This window comes from Bacteroides sp. AM16-13 (assembly GCF_003602705.1).
Lineage (GTDB): Bacteria > Bacteroidota > Bacteroidia > Bacteroidales > Bacteroidaceae > Bacteroides > Bacteroides xylanisolvens.
In genome coordinates, this window is the sequence record NZ_QTLK01000031.1 from 38,279 (window position 1) to 57,273 (window position 18,995).

Sequence of the window (18,995 nt, forward strand, 5' to 3'; positions counted from 1 at the left end):
ACCGTAAAACTTGAATTTAAAATTCGGTTTACATCAGCGAAGTATTAATTTTGCGCAGTTTTAAACTAAATGTGCAAAAATCGAATGGAACAAGAACATCAGTTCATTGATTATATTGAGCAAAGCATCATCAAAAACTGGGACAAGGATGCCTTAACTGACTATAAAGGAATTACCCTTCAATATAAGGATGTAGCGCGTAAAATCGCTAAATTTCACATTGTCTTGGAAAGTGCCGGCATCCAGCCGGGAGATAAAATTGCCGTTTGCGGACGTAACAGTGCTCATTGGGCGGTTACTTTCCTGGCAACGATTACTTATGGAGCCGTTATTGTTCCTATTTTGCATGAATTCAAGGCAGATAATATTCATAATATCGTCAACCATTCCGAAGCCAAATTACTTTTTGTCGGTGACCAAGCCTGGGAAAATTTGAATGAGGACGCCATGCCTTTATTAGAGGGTATTGCTTTACTAACAGATTTCTCACCATTAGTATCACGCAACGAGAAACTCACTTATGCTTTTGAACACCGGAATGCAATATATGGTCGACAATATCCCAAGAACTTCCGCCCGGAACATATTTGCTACCGGAAGGATCATCCTGAAGAACTGGCTATTATCAATTATACTTCCGGCACCACAGGTTACTCTAAAGGAGTGATGCTCCCCTATCGCAGTCTTTGGTCGAATGTGGCTTACTGCTTCGAGATGCTTCCTGTTAAACCGGGCGATCATATCGTTTCCATGTTGCCTATGGGGCATGTGTTCGGTATGGTATATGATTTCCTTTACGGATTTTCTGCAGGTGCACACATCTATTTCCTGACGCGCATGCCGTCTCCGAAAATCATTTCTCAATCTTTCTCTGAAATCAAGCCAAGAGTGATCTCTTGTGTGCCATTGATTGTGGAAAAGATTATTAAGAAAGATATTCTTCCTAAAGTAGACAGCACAATCGGTAAGTTATTGCTTAAAGTGCCTATCGTGAATGATAAAATCAAATCGCTGGCACGGCAGGCCGCCATGGAAATCTTCGGTGGAAACTTTGACGAGATTATTATCGGAGGCGCTCCTTTCAATGCTGAAGTTGAGGCCTTCCTTAAAAAGATAGGATTCCCCTATACAATCGCTTACGGTATGACTGAATGTGGTCCTATCATTTGCTCCAGTCGTTGGGAAACGCTGAAACTTGCTTCTTGCGGAAAGGCAACCAGCCGGATGGAAGTCCGTATTGACTCGCCGGACCCGAAAACGCATGCCGGAGAAATCGTATGCAGAGGAATGAACATGATGCTGGGCTATTACAAAAATCCGGAAGCTACCGCGCAAATTATCGATGCTAACGGCTGGCTGCATACCGGTGACCTCGGCACGTTGGATGAAGAAGGTTACGTAACAGTTCGCGGACGTAGCAAAAACCTGCTTCTCACCTCTAGCGGACAGAACATCTATCCGGAAGAAATTGAAAGCAAGCTGAATAATATGCCGTATGTTGCAGAATCACTGATTGTCTTACAGCATGAAAAGCTGGTAGCAATGATTTATCCGGATTTCGATGACGCTTTCGCTCATGGATTGCAGCAGACGGACATTCAGAAAGTGATGGAACAAAACCGTATCGAGTTGAATCAACAGCTTCCTAACTATTCTCAAATAAGCAAGATAAAGATCCATTTCGAGGAATTTGAAAAGACTGCGAAAAAGTCAATCAAACGCTTTATGTATCAGGAAGCAAAGGGATAATTATCCCGGATAGCGCGATAAGTATCCTTGCAATTTCAGAAAAACAGTACAACTCAAAAAGGAGAAACACTTAAATGTAGGGCGAATTTCTTTCTTCAGATGCCAGGAAAAAAGTATCTTTGCGCATAAACAATCTGAATGATGGCAAAGATATTATTAGTTGAAGATGAAATAAACATCGCCTCTTTCATTGAACGGGGGTTAAAAGAGTTCGGACATACGGTAACCGTCTGTCATGACGGAAACGCTGGTTGGAAAATCCTTCAGGACGAACCTTTCGACCTTTTGATACTGGACATTATCATGCCGAAAATAAACGGTTTGGAACTTTGCCGGCTTTATCGGCAGACGTTCGGGTACCAGTCTCCTGTTATCATGCTGACAGCCTTGGGTACAACAGAAGATATCGTTAAAGGACTGGATGCGGGAGCAGATGATTATCTCGTCAAGCCATTCAGTTTCCAAGAACTGGAAGCACGCATCAAGGCCTTGTTAAGACGCAATAAAGAAGTAACCTCCAATCTGCTGACTTGTGATAATCTGATATTGGATTGCAATACCCGAAGAGCTAAAAGAGGCAATATAGATATTGATCTCACCGTCAAAGAATATCGTCTGCTCGAATATTTCATGACTCACCAAAGGGTTGCGCTCTCACGCATCACCCTGCTCAAAGATGTGTGGGACAAGAACTTTGATACCAATACCAATATCGTAGATGTTTATGTAAACTATCTCCGGGTAAAGATAGACCGTGACTTTGATAAAAAGCTGATTCACACAGTCGTAGGATTAGGATATATCATGAATACTTAAACTCACCAACTATCCCGGCTATGAAAATAGGTTCCAAAATAGCTCTTTTCTATACGTTAATCAGTGTGTTGACCACTGTCATTATCATTGCTGTATTTTATATTTTCAGTACACAGTATATCAATAAACTCTATGCTTCCTACCTGCGTGAGAAAGCCTACCTGACTGCACAGAAGCACTGGGAAAAGGATGAAGTGGACGAACAGAGTTACCAGATTATCCAACGCAAATATGATGAGCTTCTGCCCGAAGCTCATGAGATTCTTCTCAACATGGATAGTCTTTCTGAAGTGCATGATACGTTAAATAAGTACCTCACGCAACACCAGCAAACACTTCTACTGGCAGGGAAAGACAGTATTCCTTTTTCTTTTAAATATAAGGATCAGTTGGGAGCCGCCCTTTATTATCCGGATAATGAAGGGAATTTCATCGTACTTGTCATGTCCCGGAATGCCTACGGAACAGAAATCAAGGAACATCTGTTGTTACTTTCCATTTTCCTCGTTTTAGCCAGTTCCATCCTGATCTTTTTCATCGGGAAAATATATTCCGGTCGTATTTTGGTTCCGCTGCAACACATATTAAAGGAGTTGAAAAGAATACGGGCCAACAGTCTGAATCGTAGGTTAAAGACTACCGGAAATAATGACGAGCTGGAGGACATGATAAAAACACTAAATAGTATGCTCGATCGTCTGGATAGTGCTTTCAAGGCAGAGAAATCCTTTGTAAGCCATGCTTCGCACGAGTTGAACAATCCGATTACTGCTATTCAGGGAGAATGTGAAATCAGCCTGCTCAAAGAAAGAAGTACCGGAGAATACATTGAATCCCTGCAACGAATTTCTTCGGAGAGCAAACGGTTGTCCAGCCTGATCCGCCACCTTCTTTTTCTTTCGCGGCAGAAAGAAGAACTCCTGAAAAATAATGTGGAAGAGATCATTCTATCTGATATATTGAAAGAGTTGACCGGTTCTAATGAAAGAATCCGTCTCCACTTGGAAGCAACAGAACAACAAGCTGTTGTTAAGGCTAATCCTTATCTGTTAAAGATAGCATTGAAAAATATAATTGATAATGCTTGTAAATACTCCGATAAGGAAGTAAATGTGGCTCTCTATCGAGAGCAACAACAAGTCATTCTTGAGGTGGAAGATCAGGGAATCGGTATTCCGCAAGAAGAAATAGAGCATATCTTCCAGTCTTTCTATCGAGGTAGCAACACTCGGGATTATGCCGGACAAGGTATCGGGCTTAGTCTGACTTTGAAAATCATTTCTGCTTATCATGGAAAGCTGGATATATCTTCAGAAATAGAAAAAGGGACAAAAGTACGGGTGATTTTTTAATCACCCTTCTTTTATCCCTTTCTCACTCTACCTACTGAAAACTACAAATTTAATCTATGAACGTTTTTTCCACAGAATAGAAATGAACTAAATACGTCTTTGCAATAACTTTCCGTTTTTATCATATAACATTCGTTCATATACCACTTCTACGATGAGAGGAAAGACAAACAAGGCAAAGAAAGTCGCTCCTATCAATCCGCCGATAATAACAATTGCCAACGGACGCTGTGATTCCGAACCAATTCCATGACTCATGGCAGCAGGCAACAAACCGATAGCCGCCATTGCCGCTGTCATAATCACAGGGCGGATACGTGAGCGTACTCCTTCTTTCGTGGCCTCCTCCAAAGGAGAACCCAGTTTCAGATTCGCCTTGATGTCGGAAATCATAATCACACCGTTCTGAATACAAATACCGAACAAGGCAATGAAACCGATACCTGCAGAAATGGAGAAGTTGAAGCGTGTTATCAGAAGGGCTACAATACCCCCCACAGCGGCAAATGGCACATTCAGCAATACCAGTCCGGCATCCCGCGCATTAGAGAACAGAATAAACAGGATGATAAAGATGATAGCAATACTGATGGGAACCACTTGTGCCAAGCGTTTCGTGGCACGTTGCTGGTTCTCGAAATCACCAGTCCATTTCAGCGAATATCCTGCCGGAAGATGTACGGATGCATTCACTTTTTTCTGTGCCTCGGCAACTGCCGTACCCATGTCACGGCCTCTCACCGAGAACTTCACTGCACAGAAGCGTGCATGATTATCACGGAAAATAAGTAATGGTCCCGTAATGGTCGTTATATCTGCCAGTTCCTTGATAGGCACCATTGTGCCATCCATTGCCGGAACCAGTATTTTACCTATTTCCTCTTCATTCTGGCGGAATTGTTCGCTATACCTTACCATGATATTGAATTTCCGTTCGTCCTCATACAACAATGAAGCCGATTTTCCACCAATAGCCATCTCGATAATCGATTGCACATCTTCCTTAGCAACACCATAACGCGCCAACTGACCTTCATTCAGCTCTATACGAAGTTCCGGCTGACCGATATTCCGAATCACACCCAAGTCTTCAATCCCTTGAACCGTACCCAGGATTTTCTCAATCTGCACCGCATATTTCTCCGACTCATACAAGTCTTTACCAAACACCTTCACCGCAATAGATCCTTTCACACCGGAAGCGGCTTCCTCCACATTATCGGTAATCGGCTGTGAGAAATTGAAGTCAATGCCGGGGTAAATGGATAAATCCTCCTGCATTTTATCGATCAGTTCCATTTTTGTCAATTTACTCTCCCATTCCTTTTCAGGGTATATATCAACGTGAAACTCGATATTATAGAATCCGGTAGCATCTGTTCCGTCATTCGGTCGGCCGGTCTGTGACAGGACTTGACGTACTTCCGAAAACGTTAATAGCTTCCTTCTCATTTTATTGGCAAGCGTCACCGATTCATCCAGCGAAATGCTTTGCGGCAAGGTGGCACGAATATAGATAGAGCCCTCATTCAACTGTGGAAGAAACTCCGTACCCAAGAAAGAGAAAAGCCATAATCCGACACCTGCTATGACCGTTGCCAGTCCGATAGTCAGTTTCCTGTGCACATAGAATAAATCAAAAAGAGCCGTACACTTCGCATTGATAAAACGGACAAAACGATTATTCTTCTCACGCACATTCTTTTTCAGCAGCATAGACGACATTACCGGCACCAGTGTCAGCGTAAAGATCAAAGCTCCTAACAGTGCAAAACCCAGCGTATAGGCCAAGGGAGAGAACATCTTTCCTTCTACCTTCTGGAAAGAGAAGATAGGAATCAACGCGGTTATGATAATCAATTTGGAGAAGAAAACTGCTTTCGCCTTGTCTTTTGCGGTGTTACGGATCAATCCCATTTTGGACATGACATTAAATGCCGGCATTCCTACTTGCCTTGCCTTCTTGTCCAAAGCCACAAACACTCCTTCCACCATCACCACTGCCCCATCAATAATGATACCGAAGTCAATGGCTCCCATAGAAAGCAGATTGGCGGACATTCCCATCACCCGTAGACAGATAAAAGCGAATAGAAGGGCTAATGGGATAACGACAGCAACAATCACGGTAGTCCGCCAATCTGCCATAAAAATCAATACAATAAACGTAACCAATAAAATCCCTTCGTTCAGATTATGTGTCACCGTCTTTACCGCCAGATTCACCAAATCCTCCCGGTCATAGAATGAAACAATTTTCACATCTTTGGGAAGTATATTCTGATTCAAGTCTTCTATTTTATCTTTCAGGTTTGCAATCACCTCGCCCGGATTCTCCCCTTTCCGCATGACTACAATGCCTTGTACCACATCATCTTCATCCATTCGTCCTACCTGGCCGAGACGGGGCAAACAGGATTCGTGTACATCAGCAAGATTCTTCACCAAAATCGGAGTGCCGTTGATGTTTTTCACTACGATGTTTCTCAATTCTTCCAAGTCGTTAATCAGACCAATTCCACGAACAACATAAGCTTGCGAACTCTTGGTGATGACATCTCCTCCTACATTGATGTTACTCTTGGCTATCGCGTCATAAAGCTCCAAAGAAGTAATTCCATAGTTAATCAACTGGTGAGGATTCACGCTTACCTCAAATGTTTTCACCTCTCCACCGAAGCTCACAATATCCGCTACGCCGGATACCGAACGGAGATTACGCTCGATCACCCAATCCTGGATTGTTTTCAGCTCCCGCACACTACGTTTGTCACTACGGAGTGTATAACGGAATATTTCTCCCGTCGGGCCATATAACGGTTGCACCTCCGGAGTAACCCCGTCAGGAAGATCGGCGTCATTCAATAAATTATATACCTGTTGACGGGCGGTGAAATCATCCACACGGTCTTCGAACATCACATTGATTACAGAAAGTCCGAAAAGAGTGGTAGAACGAATATCCGTTTTCTTCTGAACAGGATTCATGGCAATCTCAACAGGAATGGTGATAAACTTCTCTACCTCTTCCGCACTACGTCCCGGCCATTGCGTGATAATCGTCACTTTCGTATTCGTCACATCCGGGAAAGCATCTATCGGAGTATGTTTAAAAGAAACAGCTCCGGCTATAACGGCAATCGCTGTACAGAAGAAAATAAAAAACTTATTCTTCAGCGAGAAAGCCACTATATTATCTATGAATTTGTGCATACTATTTTCTGTTTTTAATCTGCATTCAACGCATTATATACCAACAATACATTATTATTCAGCACCCTGTCCCCCTCGGAAAGCCCGGAACGGATATAACACTCCTTGCTCAACTGTTTGTATACATCTACCTCTTTCACCTGCAAACGCTGATCCGGCTCTACTACTACAACATAATTTTTTCCTCCTTCAAACACCAACGCATGAGAATCGATACGAGGCATAGAAGTTTCGTCTGCCTTGCACTTCACACTTACATTCGTAAACATCCCCGGCTTCAACAGATACTCTTCATTCTTTAATTTGATACGGACATTCATTGTTTTACTTTCGCTATTCAGCAAATGATATACCTTATCGATAGTGCCGGCAAACATCTTATCCGGATAGGCCAAAGTAGAAATACGTACAGAAGCACCTTCAGAAATCTTACTGATATCGCTTTCATACACATCTGCCATCACCCAGACGTCCGACAACCCCGAAATCGTGAACAACTCTTCACTCTGATCCGGACGCAACTGCATATCCCTGCTGATTTGTTTCTCTACAATAAAACCCGAAACGGGAGATTTCAACTGATAATAAGCATTTCCGGAGAAATTATAAATGGAAAAGACTTCCTTTATCCTTCTTTCTTCAGCTTCGGCACTCGTCAACTCCTGCTTTGCCTGAAGCACATCTTTATCCGAAGCCATGCCGGAGTTATACATATCCTGCGTAGCATCCATATTTCTACGGGCGAGCAACAGTTGTTGTTCCGCTTCTTTCAATTGTTTCTCATAGTCTGCCACTTCTCCACTGCGGATGACTGCCAGTACATCTCCTTTACGAACATAATCTCCTATTTCTGCTTTCAGTTCCGTCACCGTACCTCCAAACATCGGATATACATGTGCTACCTGATTTTCATTAAAAGTGACCCGTCCGTTCAATGTCAGTTCATCAATCACTTCTTGAACGTGAACCGTATCGACAGATACAATTCTCAACAAGCTATCTGTCAGGCATAAGGCAGCCGGTTCAACATTCGGTTGTTCTCCTTTACCGGAGCATGCTCCCAATACGGTAGTAAGCAATATGCAAGGAAGGAATTTATTCCAGTTCATAGTCTTTGATAATTTATGAATATTAGTAGTTTAATATATTTTGCCCGATAGTTGTATTCAGGTTTTCCATCGCGAGGAAAACATCTTTCTTTATTTCATGCAACTGAATACAGGTTTCCTTATAACTGTCATAGTAATCGATAAACTCCAGCAAGCTGATATTTCGCTTGGTAAAGTTTTCATTCACTCCTGTTATCAGTTTCTCAAAGTTACGTTCCAAATCCATATTGGTAGATTGGTAAAGCTGAACTGCTTTTTCCAGTGAAGCATAAGCGGTATAAAGTTCCATATCTGCACGATTAGCAGCATTTTCCTGTTCCGCTCCCGCCTGTTGAATACTAAAACGGGCTGCCTTTATATTTCCCTGATTGCGATTGAAAATAGGTACTGACAAACTCACTCCCACCGCAAAATAGTTATTGATAAAGTTTCCGGCACGGTCATAGTTCCCTTTCACCGAGAACTCCGGAAATGCCATTGATTTCTGCAATTTCAGATTGGCACGAGAAGCGCTTACCGTACTCCTGGCAATCTTCAAGTCGGGACGTTCATTCACCATCGCTTTCAAATCAGCAAACGATAATTGAGACAAATCCAATTGCTTCAACACCTCTTCGTCCAGTGATAACTTAACCGCAGTATCTCCCGGAAGATTTAACAAGACATTCAGTTCTCCTCTAAGAGTCAGCAACTCATTTTCCCGTTCGTTCTTCTCTTTCTTCAAAGAAAATAACATCGATTCCAAACGAGACATTTCCATCAATGAGATATTCCCTTTCTCCTGTTGCAGCTTCATTCCGGCAAGCAGTTCTTGCAGAGAGTTCACTTCTTTCTCGTAGATGGATATAGATTTCGAAAGAAAATAGATTTGCACAAACTTCTCATTCAACTCCTGACGGAGTGTTCTCATCACCTCTTCAAACTGATATTCCGCTATTTCCTTATTGATTTTTTCCAGCTTTATCTGCTTATTTCGCTGTCCGGCAAGGCGAATGACCTGTTCAACCTCCACAACCGTTTCACCCTCCTTACCAAAATCAAAATATTTTCCGTTCAAGCGGTTATAGACATTCTGTTCCAGCGAGATGACCGGATTCTCAAATAACCTGGCTTGCAGCACTTGTGCCTGTGCCATATCGATGTTATACCGTTCGGCTATCAGCGATAAGTTACGTTCCAGGAAACGTTGTTCCGCCTCTTTCAGCGTTAATGTTCCTGTGGTAGCCTGTTGTGCACATATTCCTCCTGTCAGCAGAAGAAAAAAAGAAATTAGAAATACTCTGTTCATTACTATATTTATCTTTATTACCTTATCGTAGTTGTCGCGGCAAAATTACAATTCTGCAACCGGAGAAACGGAAAAAAACGATTATAAGCCTCTCATATCAGATTAGAATTTGATTAGAAAAGAGCCATAAAGGAAGAATTGTAAACACAACAGGAAAAATGGCCAGCCTTCTTTCATTCCAACTCCCCTATCTTTGCAGGAGAGAAAATAAAACGAATCATTAAAAAATAGTAGGATATATGAAAATAATAAATTTAACCAAAGATAGTTTTGTAGAGAAAGTAGCAGATTATCAGTCTTATCCTGACAGTTGGAACTTCAAAGGGAATAAACCTTGTCTGGTCGATTTTCATGCACCCTGGTGTGTCTATTGCAAAGCATTATCGCCTATATTAGACCAATTGGCAAAAGAATACGAAGGTAAATTAGATATTTATAAAGTGGACGTCGATCAGGAACCGGAACTGGAAAGCGCATTTAAGATTCGTACCATTCCCAATCTGTTACTTTGCCCGTTGAACGGCAAACCGACAATGAAATTAGGCACTATGAATAAAGCCCAATTGAAAGAATTAATAGAAACCAGTTTACTTTCAGAATAGAAAAACATCGAAAGTCCGGAAAGTTCCTTATGACGATAGACTACCGAGCTTTTGATATAATACAGAACATTTGCTGTTATAATAAGAGGCTGAAAAGCCTTGATCTTATAAAATGCCCCTTACTAGAACTAAACTGAACTCCTAAAATTTTGTATCCAACTTTTGGGATTCAGTTTAGTTCTTAGTAAAGGGCATTTTTCTTTTAGGAAGTCTCCGGACGGCATCTTCCCTTTCAATGGTTATTTATGCAACAGATTATCAGTTCCCGGAACGATCTTTCCCATTGACCATACGCAACGTACATTCAGTTCTTTGTCAAGAATCACAATATCGGCATCCTTACCCTTTGCTAACGCCCCTTTACGATCACTCACTCCAATTAAACGGGCAGGAGTTTCAGAAGCCATACGCACGGCATCTTCCAAAGGAATATTCGCTTTCTTTACCATAGTGCGAACCAACACATCCATTGTAGCCAAACTACCGGCCAACGCAGAATGATCCGCCATCTTGCATACGCCATCCTCTATGATATAGCGAGGATCAATCGGTTCATTCCCTTCATAAGCGGCATATGCCAAAGCATCGGTAACAAGGCAGGTATTCTCCACGCCTTTCAACTTATAAACCAGTTTCAGGATAGTGGCAGGCAAGTGAATACCGTCCGCAATCACTTCCACAGTCATTCCATCCGTCAGATACACACTTTCCACTGTACCCTCATATTTATATTCACGACGTTTATGGAAACCCGGCATCGCATTATAGAAATGAGCAGCATGAGAAAATCCTACTGCAAATGCAGCTTTAATTTCATCATATTCGGCTTCGGTATGTGTAACAGCAGTCATAATTCCTTTCGAACGGGTATACTTTGCAAAATCATGTGCACCGGGCAGTTCGGGACTAATATCCCAACGTCTGATACAAGACGTACGCTCCAACAAAGGAATATATTCATTTTCATCCGGAGTTTTCAGAAAACCGTCATACTGCGTACCCGCCATCTTCGGATTCAGATATGGGCCTTCGATATGCAGACCAAGAATCGGAGAATCCTTCTCTTTCATCAAGTGCTCACATACATCGACTGCCTGGTAGATTCTTTCGAATGAAGTAGAGGACAAAGTAGGAAATATACCGGTAGCACCATGTTTCAGATGTGCATTGGTTGCGGTGCGGAAAGCCTCTTCCGTTGCTTCCGTATAATCATGCCCACCACCTCCATGTGCATGCATACTTACGAATCCGGGCACTATCGTCATCCCTCTGGCATCAATAACCGTTGCACCGATAACCGCTAAATCACTATTAGTTACCTCTAATATTTTTCCATCACAAATCAATACGGAACCATCTTTCAACCAGCCTTGCGGGGTAAGTATTCTTCCGTTTATTATTTGAGTCAACATAGTCTTTGTTATTTATTAGATTTAAAACAGTTTGTTGGTGCCTTCCACCAGTTCTCCCATTGCCCATACAGCTCTCACATTCAGGTCTCTGTCCAAGGCAATTATATCAGCATCCTTGCCACGCTCCAGCGTTCCTTTACGGTCGAGCACTCCCATAATCCGGGCAGGAGTTTCGGAAGCCATTCTTATGGCATCTTCCAAAGGAATTTCCGCCTTTTGCACCATGGTACGAATCAAACGATCCATCGTTGCAACACTCCCGGCCAAGGCTGAATGGTCTGCCAACTTACAGACTCCATCCTCAATAATCACACGCGGGTCAAAGGCAACCTGGCTATCACTGGCGGCACAAGCCAACGCATCCGTTATCAGGCAAGTGCGTTCCACTCCTTTTATCTTATAGACAAGACGCAAGATCGTCGGAGGTACATGAATACCATCAGCCACCACTTCCACTGTCATATCATCAATCAGATAAATACTTTCTACTGTACCTTCATACTTGTACTCTTTCCGTTTATGGAAACCGGGCATCGCGTTATAAAAATGAGTGGCATGCGTATATCCCGCCTCATAAGCCGTCTGTATATCCTCAAATTCTGCCTGGGTATGTCCTACCGAAGCCAGAACACCTTTTGCCGTGATATATTTACCGAATTGCATGGCTCCGGGAAGTTCCGGTGCGGCATCCCAACGTTTGATACAGCGTGTTTCTTCCAATAACGGAATATATTCTTCGGGATCGGGATCTTTGATATTTTCCGGAATCTGTCCGCCTGCCATGTCCATATTGAAATAATGTCCTTCCAGATGGAGTCCGAGTACAGGGCTATTGGGCTCCGCCATCATTTTTTCAGTAGTTGCCGCAGCTGCACGGATCATCGGAATGGTAGAAGAAGAAAGGGTAGGAAAAATACTGGTGGTACCATGCTGCATGTGAGCCTTGATTGCTGTCCGGAAAGCCTCTTCGGTACCTTCCATAAAGTCTCTTCCACCGCCACCGTGAACATGGATTTCTACACCGCCCGGAACAATATACATTCCTTTGGCATCAATCAGTTTGGCTCCGATAATGGCAAGGTCACAATTGGTTACTTCCAGAATTTTGTTATCGCGAATAAGAACTGACCCATCCTTCAGCCAACCTTGAGGCGTCAGGATGCGTGCATTAATGATCTGTGTTAACATATCACAAATAGTTAAATTAATTAAAGGTCTGTGTGAATCAATGACGCTCTTTTTTGGGGGGAGTACATTGATTTTTTCGTTTGCAAAATTACGTTTTTCTATTCAATCTATCGATAAAATCGTCCGATAAACTTCTAATAAAGTCCAATTTTAAACGATTATCCAACCATATATAAATCAGAATTCATCAATCATAAATAAAAAAAGGTTGCCAATCTTATCGACTGACAACCTTATGTCTATATGGAGCGGAAAACGAGACTCGAACTCGCGACCCTAACCTTGGCAAGGTTATGCTCTACCAACTGAGCTATTTCCGCAAACTAAATTTCGTCATTCAGAATTCTGAAGGATGGGTGCCCAGAACAGGACTCGAACCTGCATGCCTCTCGACACACGCACCTGAAACGTGCGCGTCTACCAATTCCGCCACCTGGGCAAAACTTAGTTCCATTATTTCAAAGAAACAAGAGCGGAAAACGAGACTCGAACTCGCGACCCTAACCTTGGCAAGGTTATGCTCTACCAACTGAGCTATTTCCGCAAATCACTTTCATAAACTGTGAAGAGAAGGAGACTCGAACTCCCACGACATAACTGTCACTACCCCCTCAAAGTAGCGCGTCTACCAATTCCGCCACCTCTCCATAATTTTAAAGTTTAACCTTTGTGCCCAGAACAGGACTCGAACCTGCATGCCTCTCGACACACGCACCTGAAACGTGCGCGTCTACCAATTCCGCCACCTGGGCAAAGATTATTGTTCCAACATTTCAAAGAAACATGAGCGGAAAACGAGACTCGAACTCGCGACCCTAACCTTGGCAAGGTTATGCTCTACCAACTGAGCTATTTCCGCATTTTTTCGTTTGCGGTTGCAAAGGTAGGGATTTTCCGTAAACCTGCAAACATTCTGCCTACTTTTTTCACAGAAATCTGTTCACTTTGCATCGACCGCAAAACAATCATTTTGATTATCAACTCATTCGGCCACGATAATCTTCATAAGAAAATTGCTTGTATATTTCAGCTTTCCCCTCTTTGGTCCAGATAGCAATGGCAGGATGGTGAATTCCGTTAAACATATTTGTCTTGACCATCGTATAATGAATCATATCTTCGAACACAATACGTTCTCCGATTTGCAAAGGATGATCGAAACTCCACAATCCCATATAGTCACCACTCAAACAGGAATTTCCTCCGAGACGATAAATATATTTTCCTTCGTTTCCCATTTCGGCACCACGCACGGCAGGCTGATAGGGCATTTCCAAACAATCGGGCATGTGGCAAGTGAAACTGACATTCAAAATAGCCGTCTTGATTCCACGACTTTCCACAATATCCACTACTTCGGAAGTCAGCACTCCCGTCTGCCATGTAAAAGCCGAACCGGGTTCCAGGATAATTCGCAGATGAGGATGGCGTGCTTTTAATCCTTGCAATAGTGTTATCAAATGTTCGGTATCATAGTCTTTACGGGTCATCAGATGTCCGCCACCGAGATTCAACCACTTTATCTGTGGAAACCAACGGGAAAATTTAGCTTCGAGATGTTCCAATGTACGTTCCAACTCATACGAAGAAGATTCACAATGACAATGACAATGAAAACCTTCAATGCCTTGCGGTAATACATCGGGCAACAAATCGGCTGTTATCCCAAAACGTGTACCGGGTGCACATGGATTATAAAGTTCTGTTTCCACTTCCGAGTATTCGGGATTTACACGAATACCACAAGAAATACCACTTCCTTCTGCCACCACCATCGGATAAAAACGCTCGAACTGCTGCATCGAGTTGAAAGTGATATGACTGCTGCAACGCATTATTTCAGGAAAATCCTGTTCCGTATAAGCTGGAGAATATGTATGTGCCTTACTGCCGAATTCTTCCAGTGCCAAACGGGCTTCATACACCGAACTTGCCGTAGAATGGTCTATATATTCACGGAATATAGGGAAAGAACGCCACATGGCAAACGACTTGAAAGCAAGAATAATCTCCACTCCCGCCCTGTCGGCTACGTTTTTTATCAAACACAGGTTCTTTCTTAAAAGTTCTTCTTCCATGATATAACAAGGAGAAGGAAACTGATTAAAATCTATCATATATAAAATTATTATCTAAACTGACGCCTTACGAACGTGGATGCAAAAATACAAATTCAAAAGCAAAGAGGGATTGTTTTATTTTTAATTAAGATATTGGTTTTCGCGAACTTTTTCTTATTTTTACACCTTATATATTATAGTAAGTATTGTATCATCCTAAATACCCGATTAAAATGAATAAAGATTTAAGAAAAGTAGTGATTCTACTGGCACATCCTAACATCAAAGAATCACAAGCAAACAAAGCATTAGTTGATGCTGTCAGTGACATGGAAGGAGTGGCGGTTTTCAATCTTTACGAACTGTCGCAGGAAATCGTTTTCAATATAGATGAATGGAGTAAAATCATTTCCGATGCTTCGGCTGTCATCTATCAATTTCCTTTCTATTGGATGTCTGCACCGTCATTACTAAAGAAATGGCAGGATGAAGTCTTTACTTTTCTATCCAAGACTCCGGCTGTCGCCGGCAAACCGCTGACAGTAGTAACGACCACGGGATCCGAATACGAAGCTTATCGCAGTGGAGGCAGAAACCGTTTCACTACGGACGAATTATTACGTCCTTATCAGGTAAATGCCATTCATTCGGGAATGTCATGGCAAACCCCTATTGTTGTTTATGGGATGGGAACGGCAGACGCCGGCAAGAATATCGCTGAAGGAGCAAATCTGTATAAACAACGTGTGGAGATGCTTATCGGTAACAGTAATGCAGGGAACAATTGGTAAGATTTATAAAGCGTAGCTTTAGATAGGATAAAGCTACGCTTTACAGTTGCTAAAGCATAGCTTTAGGTTTCACCAAACACTTCTTTTTCAATGTAAACACTGGCAGGAAAATAAACACTCCGATTACAGACATTATCAATCCCCCGATAGTACCTGCCGCCAATGGAAACCAGAAGCCTTCTTTTTCCATGCCTACCATAAAAGGAACGAATCCCAGAATGGTAGAAGTCACTGTTAGGAAAATAGGAATCACTTTAGTGTTCCAAGCTTTCACATAAGCCCGAAGCGGTGATAGACGCGGGAAACGTTTACGAACGGAATTATATTCATTCAAGATATAAATGCTCGCATTAACCGTAATACCACAAAGCAAAACAAAAGAAGCAAATCCTCCCTGGTCAAAATTCAGTTTGAACCAATAGAATGTCAGAAACACACCGATATAAGATACTGGGATCACAAAGAGAATGGCCAGCGGCTGTTTCAAAGAATTGAACAGGATACTCGTAATAAAGAAAATAATAGCAATCACAATCAAAAGCAGACGATATTGTTTATTATCCTTTCCTCCCCACGACCAGTTATTATCTTCCGATTTGGCAGTATATCCCATCGGAAGAATCTCATTAAACTCTTCCAGATCTTTTTTCAAGAGTTTATTTCCCTGTTCCGAAGAACCGATATACTCATATTGCAAACACAACCGATACTGTTGATTCTCCTTGGCCACTTCCTGTGGCATTTGTCCTTTTTCCACAGTTGCCAATTCTGAAAGTTTATATTCCCTCTCTCCTATGTGAAAAGGATAAAATTGCATCGCCCACACGTCCCTATCTTCCGACTGACGCGAAGAAAGTTTAATTTTTTCCGTACCCTCTTCTGCCATCACCGAACCTATTTCCATATTTCGCCCATATATCGGGTGGATAGCAGAAAATAACCTTCCAGCTCCAATCCCCTCCTCTGCCATCCGCTGTTTATTCAGATTAAAGTAGAATTCCATATAATCATCTTTCCACCAAGAGAAATCAGAGCTGATCGTCACTTCCCGAATCCGGCGGTGAGACAATAATTTTGCTTTTAATTTCTCTACCCAATCATATAGTTCATCATAATTATATCCATACATTTTTACTCGGAAAGAACCCGCATTCTCACGTACATCATTACTGAACCCCTGATCCTGCAAACCATATATACTCCAATTTCCACCTCCCAGTTGAAGTGCCTTACTAATCATATTCGCTTTCAACGTATAAGGAAAACCGCTTTTTTGGTGTTCTTTCGCAAAATAGATATGAATAGATGCTCTTCGGGCACTTTCTACAGATGTCTGGAACTGTTTAATCTCTTTAAATTCGCTCAAATAAGCTTCCATCCTCTTAATCAGTGTATTCATTTGCTCAAGTGTACTCCCATTCGGCAAATTAGCATTGGCATGAAGCACTACTTCTTCATTACGTGAAAAGTAACTCCCCTCATATACCTTTTGCACAAATAACCTTAGAGTACCTCCCAACGCTTTATCCACTATTGGTTTCACCTTTTCCTTATAAGTGGTGGTACCCAACGTTTGATTATAAGTTTTCGCCCATCTATCATCACCTTTCATCTTTTCCGGCAATAAAAATACTGGTAGTCCGAATGCCAACAATAACAAAATACATACCGCCACCCTCCAACGACAAAGTATTTGTATCAGCCACCTGTAACAACGACTGAAATAAACTGGAAGCCGACGTATTCTTGAGCGTATCCACACAAAGAAACGCACCTCCCCAATCTTCCATCGAACTATTGAAAGAGAAGATTTCTTTCTTCGTTTCAATCCTATTTTATCAATTAGAGAAGGAACAAAGAATAAAGCGACCAATAGTGATACTCCCAGATTTATAATCACTACCGCAGCAAAATCCTGCAAATTAAGACGTATCTTCTCATCCAGAAAAAAGATGATAACCAAAGCTCCCATCGTGGTCAACGTGGCTGCAAGAATAGACATAAATGCTTTCCGGTCTCTACGCCGCAAATAATGATCGCTCATTACAATTGTATTATCTATCACCAAATTTAATGAAACCGTAATACCCGCCAAAGAATACAATTGCATTTCCAATCCGAACGCATAATAAAGAATGACAGCTATTGCCATATTAACAGTCAGACTGATTACAATCAAAAAAAGATATTTGAGACTAAAGGTGATCAACAATACAAACAGGAGCAAAATCGCTACAGTCATTCCCGTACGCAAATAAATTTTCCCCAGTTCTTCCTGAATAAATTCCGTTGCATCGTAACTGGTGTGAATCTCATATCCTGCCGGAAGCAATAGCTGGTTATCATCCATAAACGCTTTTACTTTTTCACTCAATGCCAATTGATTTGCAGTTTCCTCTGCAACAATCGACAGGTAAATTGAATTCAGCCCATTAATTCGATAATAATTTTGTGGCTGCTCCTCCATACGGGAAACCTTCACCAGCTCATTCAAACCTATGATTTTACCATCTCTCATTTTTACCTTTATCCGCTCCGCATTAAACTCTTTGCCCTCCTGTTCGGGAACCAATGCCAAACGTATCCACTGTCTGCCCGAAGCACCCTGTTCCACATCATAAGTACCCAAAAATTCCTTTTGATAATGTAACCGGACAGCCTGGCGAATATCATCCGTACTTATTCCAAGCGCACGCAATTGTTCCGAATCATACTCCAATCGCCATTCCATCGGAGTAGCTCCACTAAGATTGATTTTATAAATTCCCGGAATCTGTGCAAGACGCGTTTTTATATGTTCTTCCGCATACTGCTGAATTAAGAAAGGAGTAGCGGGTGCATTGATCGTAAATGCCATAAAAGGCCCCTGGTTACTCTGCCCCGGACTGTGCATCTGAATATACGGATAGCTCACCCCATCCGGTAATTCCGGCCACGTCTGACGAATAATAGTAGAAGCTTCAAAGCGGGCAACCGCTGCATCCACATGTTTATCCAAATTCACACTGACACTTCCCCATCCATTTCCTGAAGTGGAAGAAATCCCTCGAATTCCCTTCACACGGGCAAGCATTGCCTCCAACTTACTGGTAGCCGTCATTTCCACCACACGTGCTGAAGTACCGGGCATACTGAATCTCACCGTGAAACCGGGTAAGGTCCGCGACGGATTCAGTTTGACAGGCAGCAATGGAATGAGTGCCAGCCCAACTAATGCCACACAGACAAAAGCCACAATCAATGTGAAAGCAGAAGCCTTAGGAGATTTTACTATTTCAGAATCCATATTTAGCATTATCAATATTTATTTAAATGGGAATTTTGCAGTTAGGCTGAAAGCCTTACAATTATATATTTATTGGGGTGCCCTGAAAGGGCTTAATTATATAGCGTAGGGCAACGCCCTACGAAAAAA

At 42.1% G+C, this 18,995-nt stretch carries 12 protein-coding genes and 6 tRNA genes; 5 read left to right on the top strand and 13 right to left on the bottom strand.

The window, feature by feature from the left end; translation table 11 throughout:
* Positions 1-84 precede the first annotated feature (84 nt).
* The 3 genes from DW173_RS20450 to DW173_RS20460 all read left to right on the top strand — a co-directional run bounded on the left by DW173_RS20450 (position 85) and on the right by DW173_RS20460 (position 3,917).
* The gene (locus tag DW173_RS20450) at positions 85-1,749 is read left to right on the top strand and encodes a long-chain fatty acid--CoA ligase (RefSeq protein ID WP_055234641.1); all 1,665 of its coding nucleotides are present in this window, start codon (positions 85-87) and stop codon (positions 1,747-1,749) included.
* A 141-nt stretch (positions 1,750-1,890) separates the two neighbouring features.
* Positions 1,891-2,565 carry a response regulator transcription factor gene (locus DW173_RS20455; protein WP_117683538.1) on the top strand — a complete coding sequence of 225 codons (675 nt, stop codon included), beginning with the start codon at positions 1,891-1,893 and terminating at the stop codon, positions 2,563-2,565.
* A gap of 20 nt (positions 2,566-2,585) precedes the next feature.
* A complete protein-coding gene (locus DW173_RS20460) occupies positions 2,586-3,917 on the top strand; it encodes a sensor histidine kinase (RefSeq protein WP_120145115.1) in 1,332 nt (443 codons plus the stop codon).
* An 87-nt stretch (positions 3,918-4,004) separates the two neighbouring features.
* Here DW173_RS20460 and DW173_RS20465 read toward each other — a convergent pair whose 3' ends face one another.
* Genes DW173_RS20465 through DW173_RS20475 form a run of 3 tightly spaced genes read right to left on the bottom strand, consistent with a single transcriptional unit; the run spans position 4,005 to position 9,527 of the window.
* Complete coding sequence (locus DW173_RS20465) at positions 4,005-7,130, bottom strand: efflux RND transporter permease subunit (RefSeq protein WP_008639960.1); 3,126 nt, start codon at positions 7,128-7,130, stop codon at positions 4,005-4,007.
* A 14-nt stretch (positions 7,131-7,144) separates the two neighbouring features.
* The gene (locus DW173_RS20470; RefSeq protein ID WP_120145116.1) at positions 7,145-8,239 is read right to left on the bottom strand and encodes an efflux RND transporter periplasmic adaptor subunit; all 1,095 of its coding nucleotides are present in this window, start codon (positions 8,237-8,239) and stop codon (positions 7,145-7,147) included.
* Between the two features lie 22 nt (positions 8,240-8,261).
* Entirely contained in the window at positions 8,262-9,527 is a 1,266-nt protein-coding gene (locus tag DW173_RS20475) for a TolC family protein (protein WP_120145117.1), read from the bottom strand.
* 239 nt (positions 9,528-9,766) lie between these two features.
* Between DW173_RS20475 and DW173_RS20480 the strand changes: the two genes are divergently transcribed.
* Complete coding sequence (locus DW173_RS20480) at positions 9,767-10,129, top strand: thioredoxin family protein (RefSeq protein WP_008639955.1); 363 nt, start codon at positions 9,767-9,769, stop codon at positions 10,127-10,129.
* Between the two features lie 239 nt (positions 10,130-10,368).
* Here DW173_RS20480 and nagA (DW173_RS20485) read toward each other — a convergent pair whose 3' ends face one another.
* The 9 genes from nagA (DW173_RS20485) to nspC form a co-directional block, all read right to left on the bottom strand.
* Positions 10,369-11,541 (bottom strand): N-acetylglucosamine-6-phosphate deacetylase, encoded by a 1,173-nt coding sequence (gene nagA / locus DW173_RS20485; RefSeq protein WP_009039517.1) that lies wholly within the window; start codon positions 11,539-11,541, stop codon positions 10,369-10,371.
* Between the two features lie 21 nt (positions 11,542-11,562).
* Entirely contained in the window at positions 11,563-12,729 is a 1,167-nt protein-coding gene (gene nagA, locus DW173_RS20490) for an N-acetylglucosamine-6-phosphate deacetylase (protein ID WP_087318728.1), read from the bottom strand.
* 244 nt (positions 12,730-12,973) lie between these two features.
* Positions 12,974-13,049 (bottom strand) — tRNA-Gly (locus DW173_RS20495).
* Positions 13,050-13,086: 37 nt separating this feature from the next.
* Positions 13,087-13,168 (bottom strand) — tRNA-Leu (locus DW173_RS20500).
* A 32-nt stretch (positions 13,169-13,200) separates the two neighbouring features.
* A tRNA-Gly gene (locus DW173_RS20505) sits at positions 13,201-13,273 on the bottom strand.
* Positions 13,274-13,292: 19 nt separating this feature from the next.
* Positions 13,293-13,376 (bottom strand) — tRNA-Leu (locus tag DW173_RS20510).
* Positions 13,377-13,399: 23 nt separating this feature from the next.
* Positions 13,400-13,481 (bottom strand) — tRNA-Leu (locus DW173_RS20515).
* Between the two features lie 34 nt (positions 13,482-13,515).
* Positions 13,516-13,588: transfer RNA gene (locus DW173_RS20520), tRNA-Gly, on the bottom strand.
* Positions 13,589-13,706: 118 nt separating this feature from the next.
* Complete coding sequence (gene nspC / locus DW173_RS20525; protein ID WP_120145118.1) at positions 13,707-14,846, bottom strand: carboxynorspermidine decarboxylase; 1,140 nt, start codon at positions 14,844-14,846, stop codon at positions 13,707-13,709.
* A 176-nt stretch (positions 14,847-15,022) separates the two neighbouring features.
* Here nspC and DW173_RS20530 point away from each other — a divergent pair, with 176 nt between their 5' ends.
* Positions 15,023-15,580 (top strand): NAD(P)H-dependent oxidoreductase, encoded by a 558-nt coding sequence (locus tag DW173_RS20530; RefSeq protein WP_087318730.1) that lies wholly within the window; start codon positions 15,023-15,025, stop codon positions 15,578-15,580.
* 49 nt (positions 15,581-15,629) lie between these two features.
* Here the strand turns inward: DW173_RS20530 and DW173_RS20535 are convergent, their stop codons facing one another.
* Positions 15,630-18,875, bottom strand: coding sequence for an efflux RND transporter permease subunit (locus DW173_RS20535; RefSeq protein WP_120145119.1), 3,246 nt, complete (start codon positions 18,873-18,875; stop codon positions 15,630-15,632).
* Positions 18,876-18,995 lie beyond the last annotated feature (120 nt).

Bases quoted from the DNA above. Each gene is read 5' to 3' on its own strand.
- DW173_RS20475 (WP_120145117.1), bottom strand. From the start codon at position 9,527: ATGAACAGAGTATTTCTAATTTCTTTTTTTCTTCTGCTGACAGGAGGA.
- DW173_RS20450 (WP_055234641.1), top strand. From the start codon at position 85: ATGGAACAAGAACATCAGTTCATTGATTATATTGAGCAAAGCATCATC.
- DW173_RS20480 (WP_008639955.1), top strand. From the start codon at position 9,767: ATGAAAATAATAAATTTAACCAAAGATAGTTTTGTAGAGAAAGTAGCA.
- DW173_RS20535 (WP_120145119.1), bottom strand. From the start codon at position 18,875: ATGCTAAATATGGATTCTGAAATAGTAAAATCTCCTAAGGCTTCTGCT.
- DW173_RS20470 (WP_120145116.1), bottom strand. From the start codon at position 8,239: ATGAACTGGAATAAATTCCTTCCTTGCATATTGCTTACTACCGTATTG.
- nspC (WP_120145118.1), bottom strand. From the start codon at position 14,846: ATGATAGATTTTAATCAGTTTCCTTCTCCTTGTTATATCATGGAAGAA.
- DW173_RS20455 (WP_117683538.1), top strand. From the start codon at position 1,891: ATGGCAAAGATATTATTAGTTGAAGATGAAATAAACATCGCCTCTTTC.
- nagA (WP_009039517.1), bottom strand. From the start codon at position 11,541: ATGTTGACTCAAATAATAAACGGAAGAATACTTACCCCGCAAGGCTGG.
- DW173_RS20530 (WP_087318730.1), top strand. From the start codon at position 15,023: ATGAATAAAGATTTAAGAAAAGTAGTGATTCTACTGGCACATCCTAAC.
- DW173_RS20465 (WP_008639960.1), bottom strand. From the start codon at position 7,130: ATGCACAAATTCATAGATAATATAGTGGCTTTCTCGCTGAAGAATAAG.
- DW173_RS20460 (WP_120145115.1), top strand. From the start codon at position 2,586: ATGAAAATAGGTTCCAAAATAGCTCTTTTCTATACGTTAATCAGTGTG.
- nagA (WP_087318728.1), bottom strand. From the start codon at position 12,729: ATGTTAACACAGATCATTAATGCACGCATCCTGACGCCTCAAGGTTGG.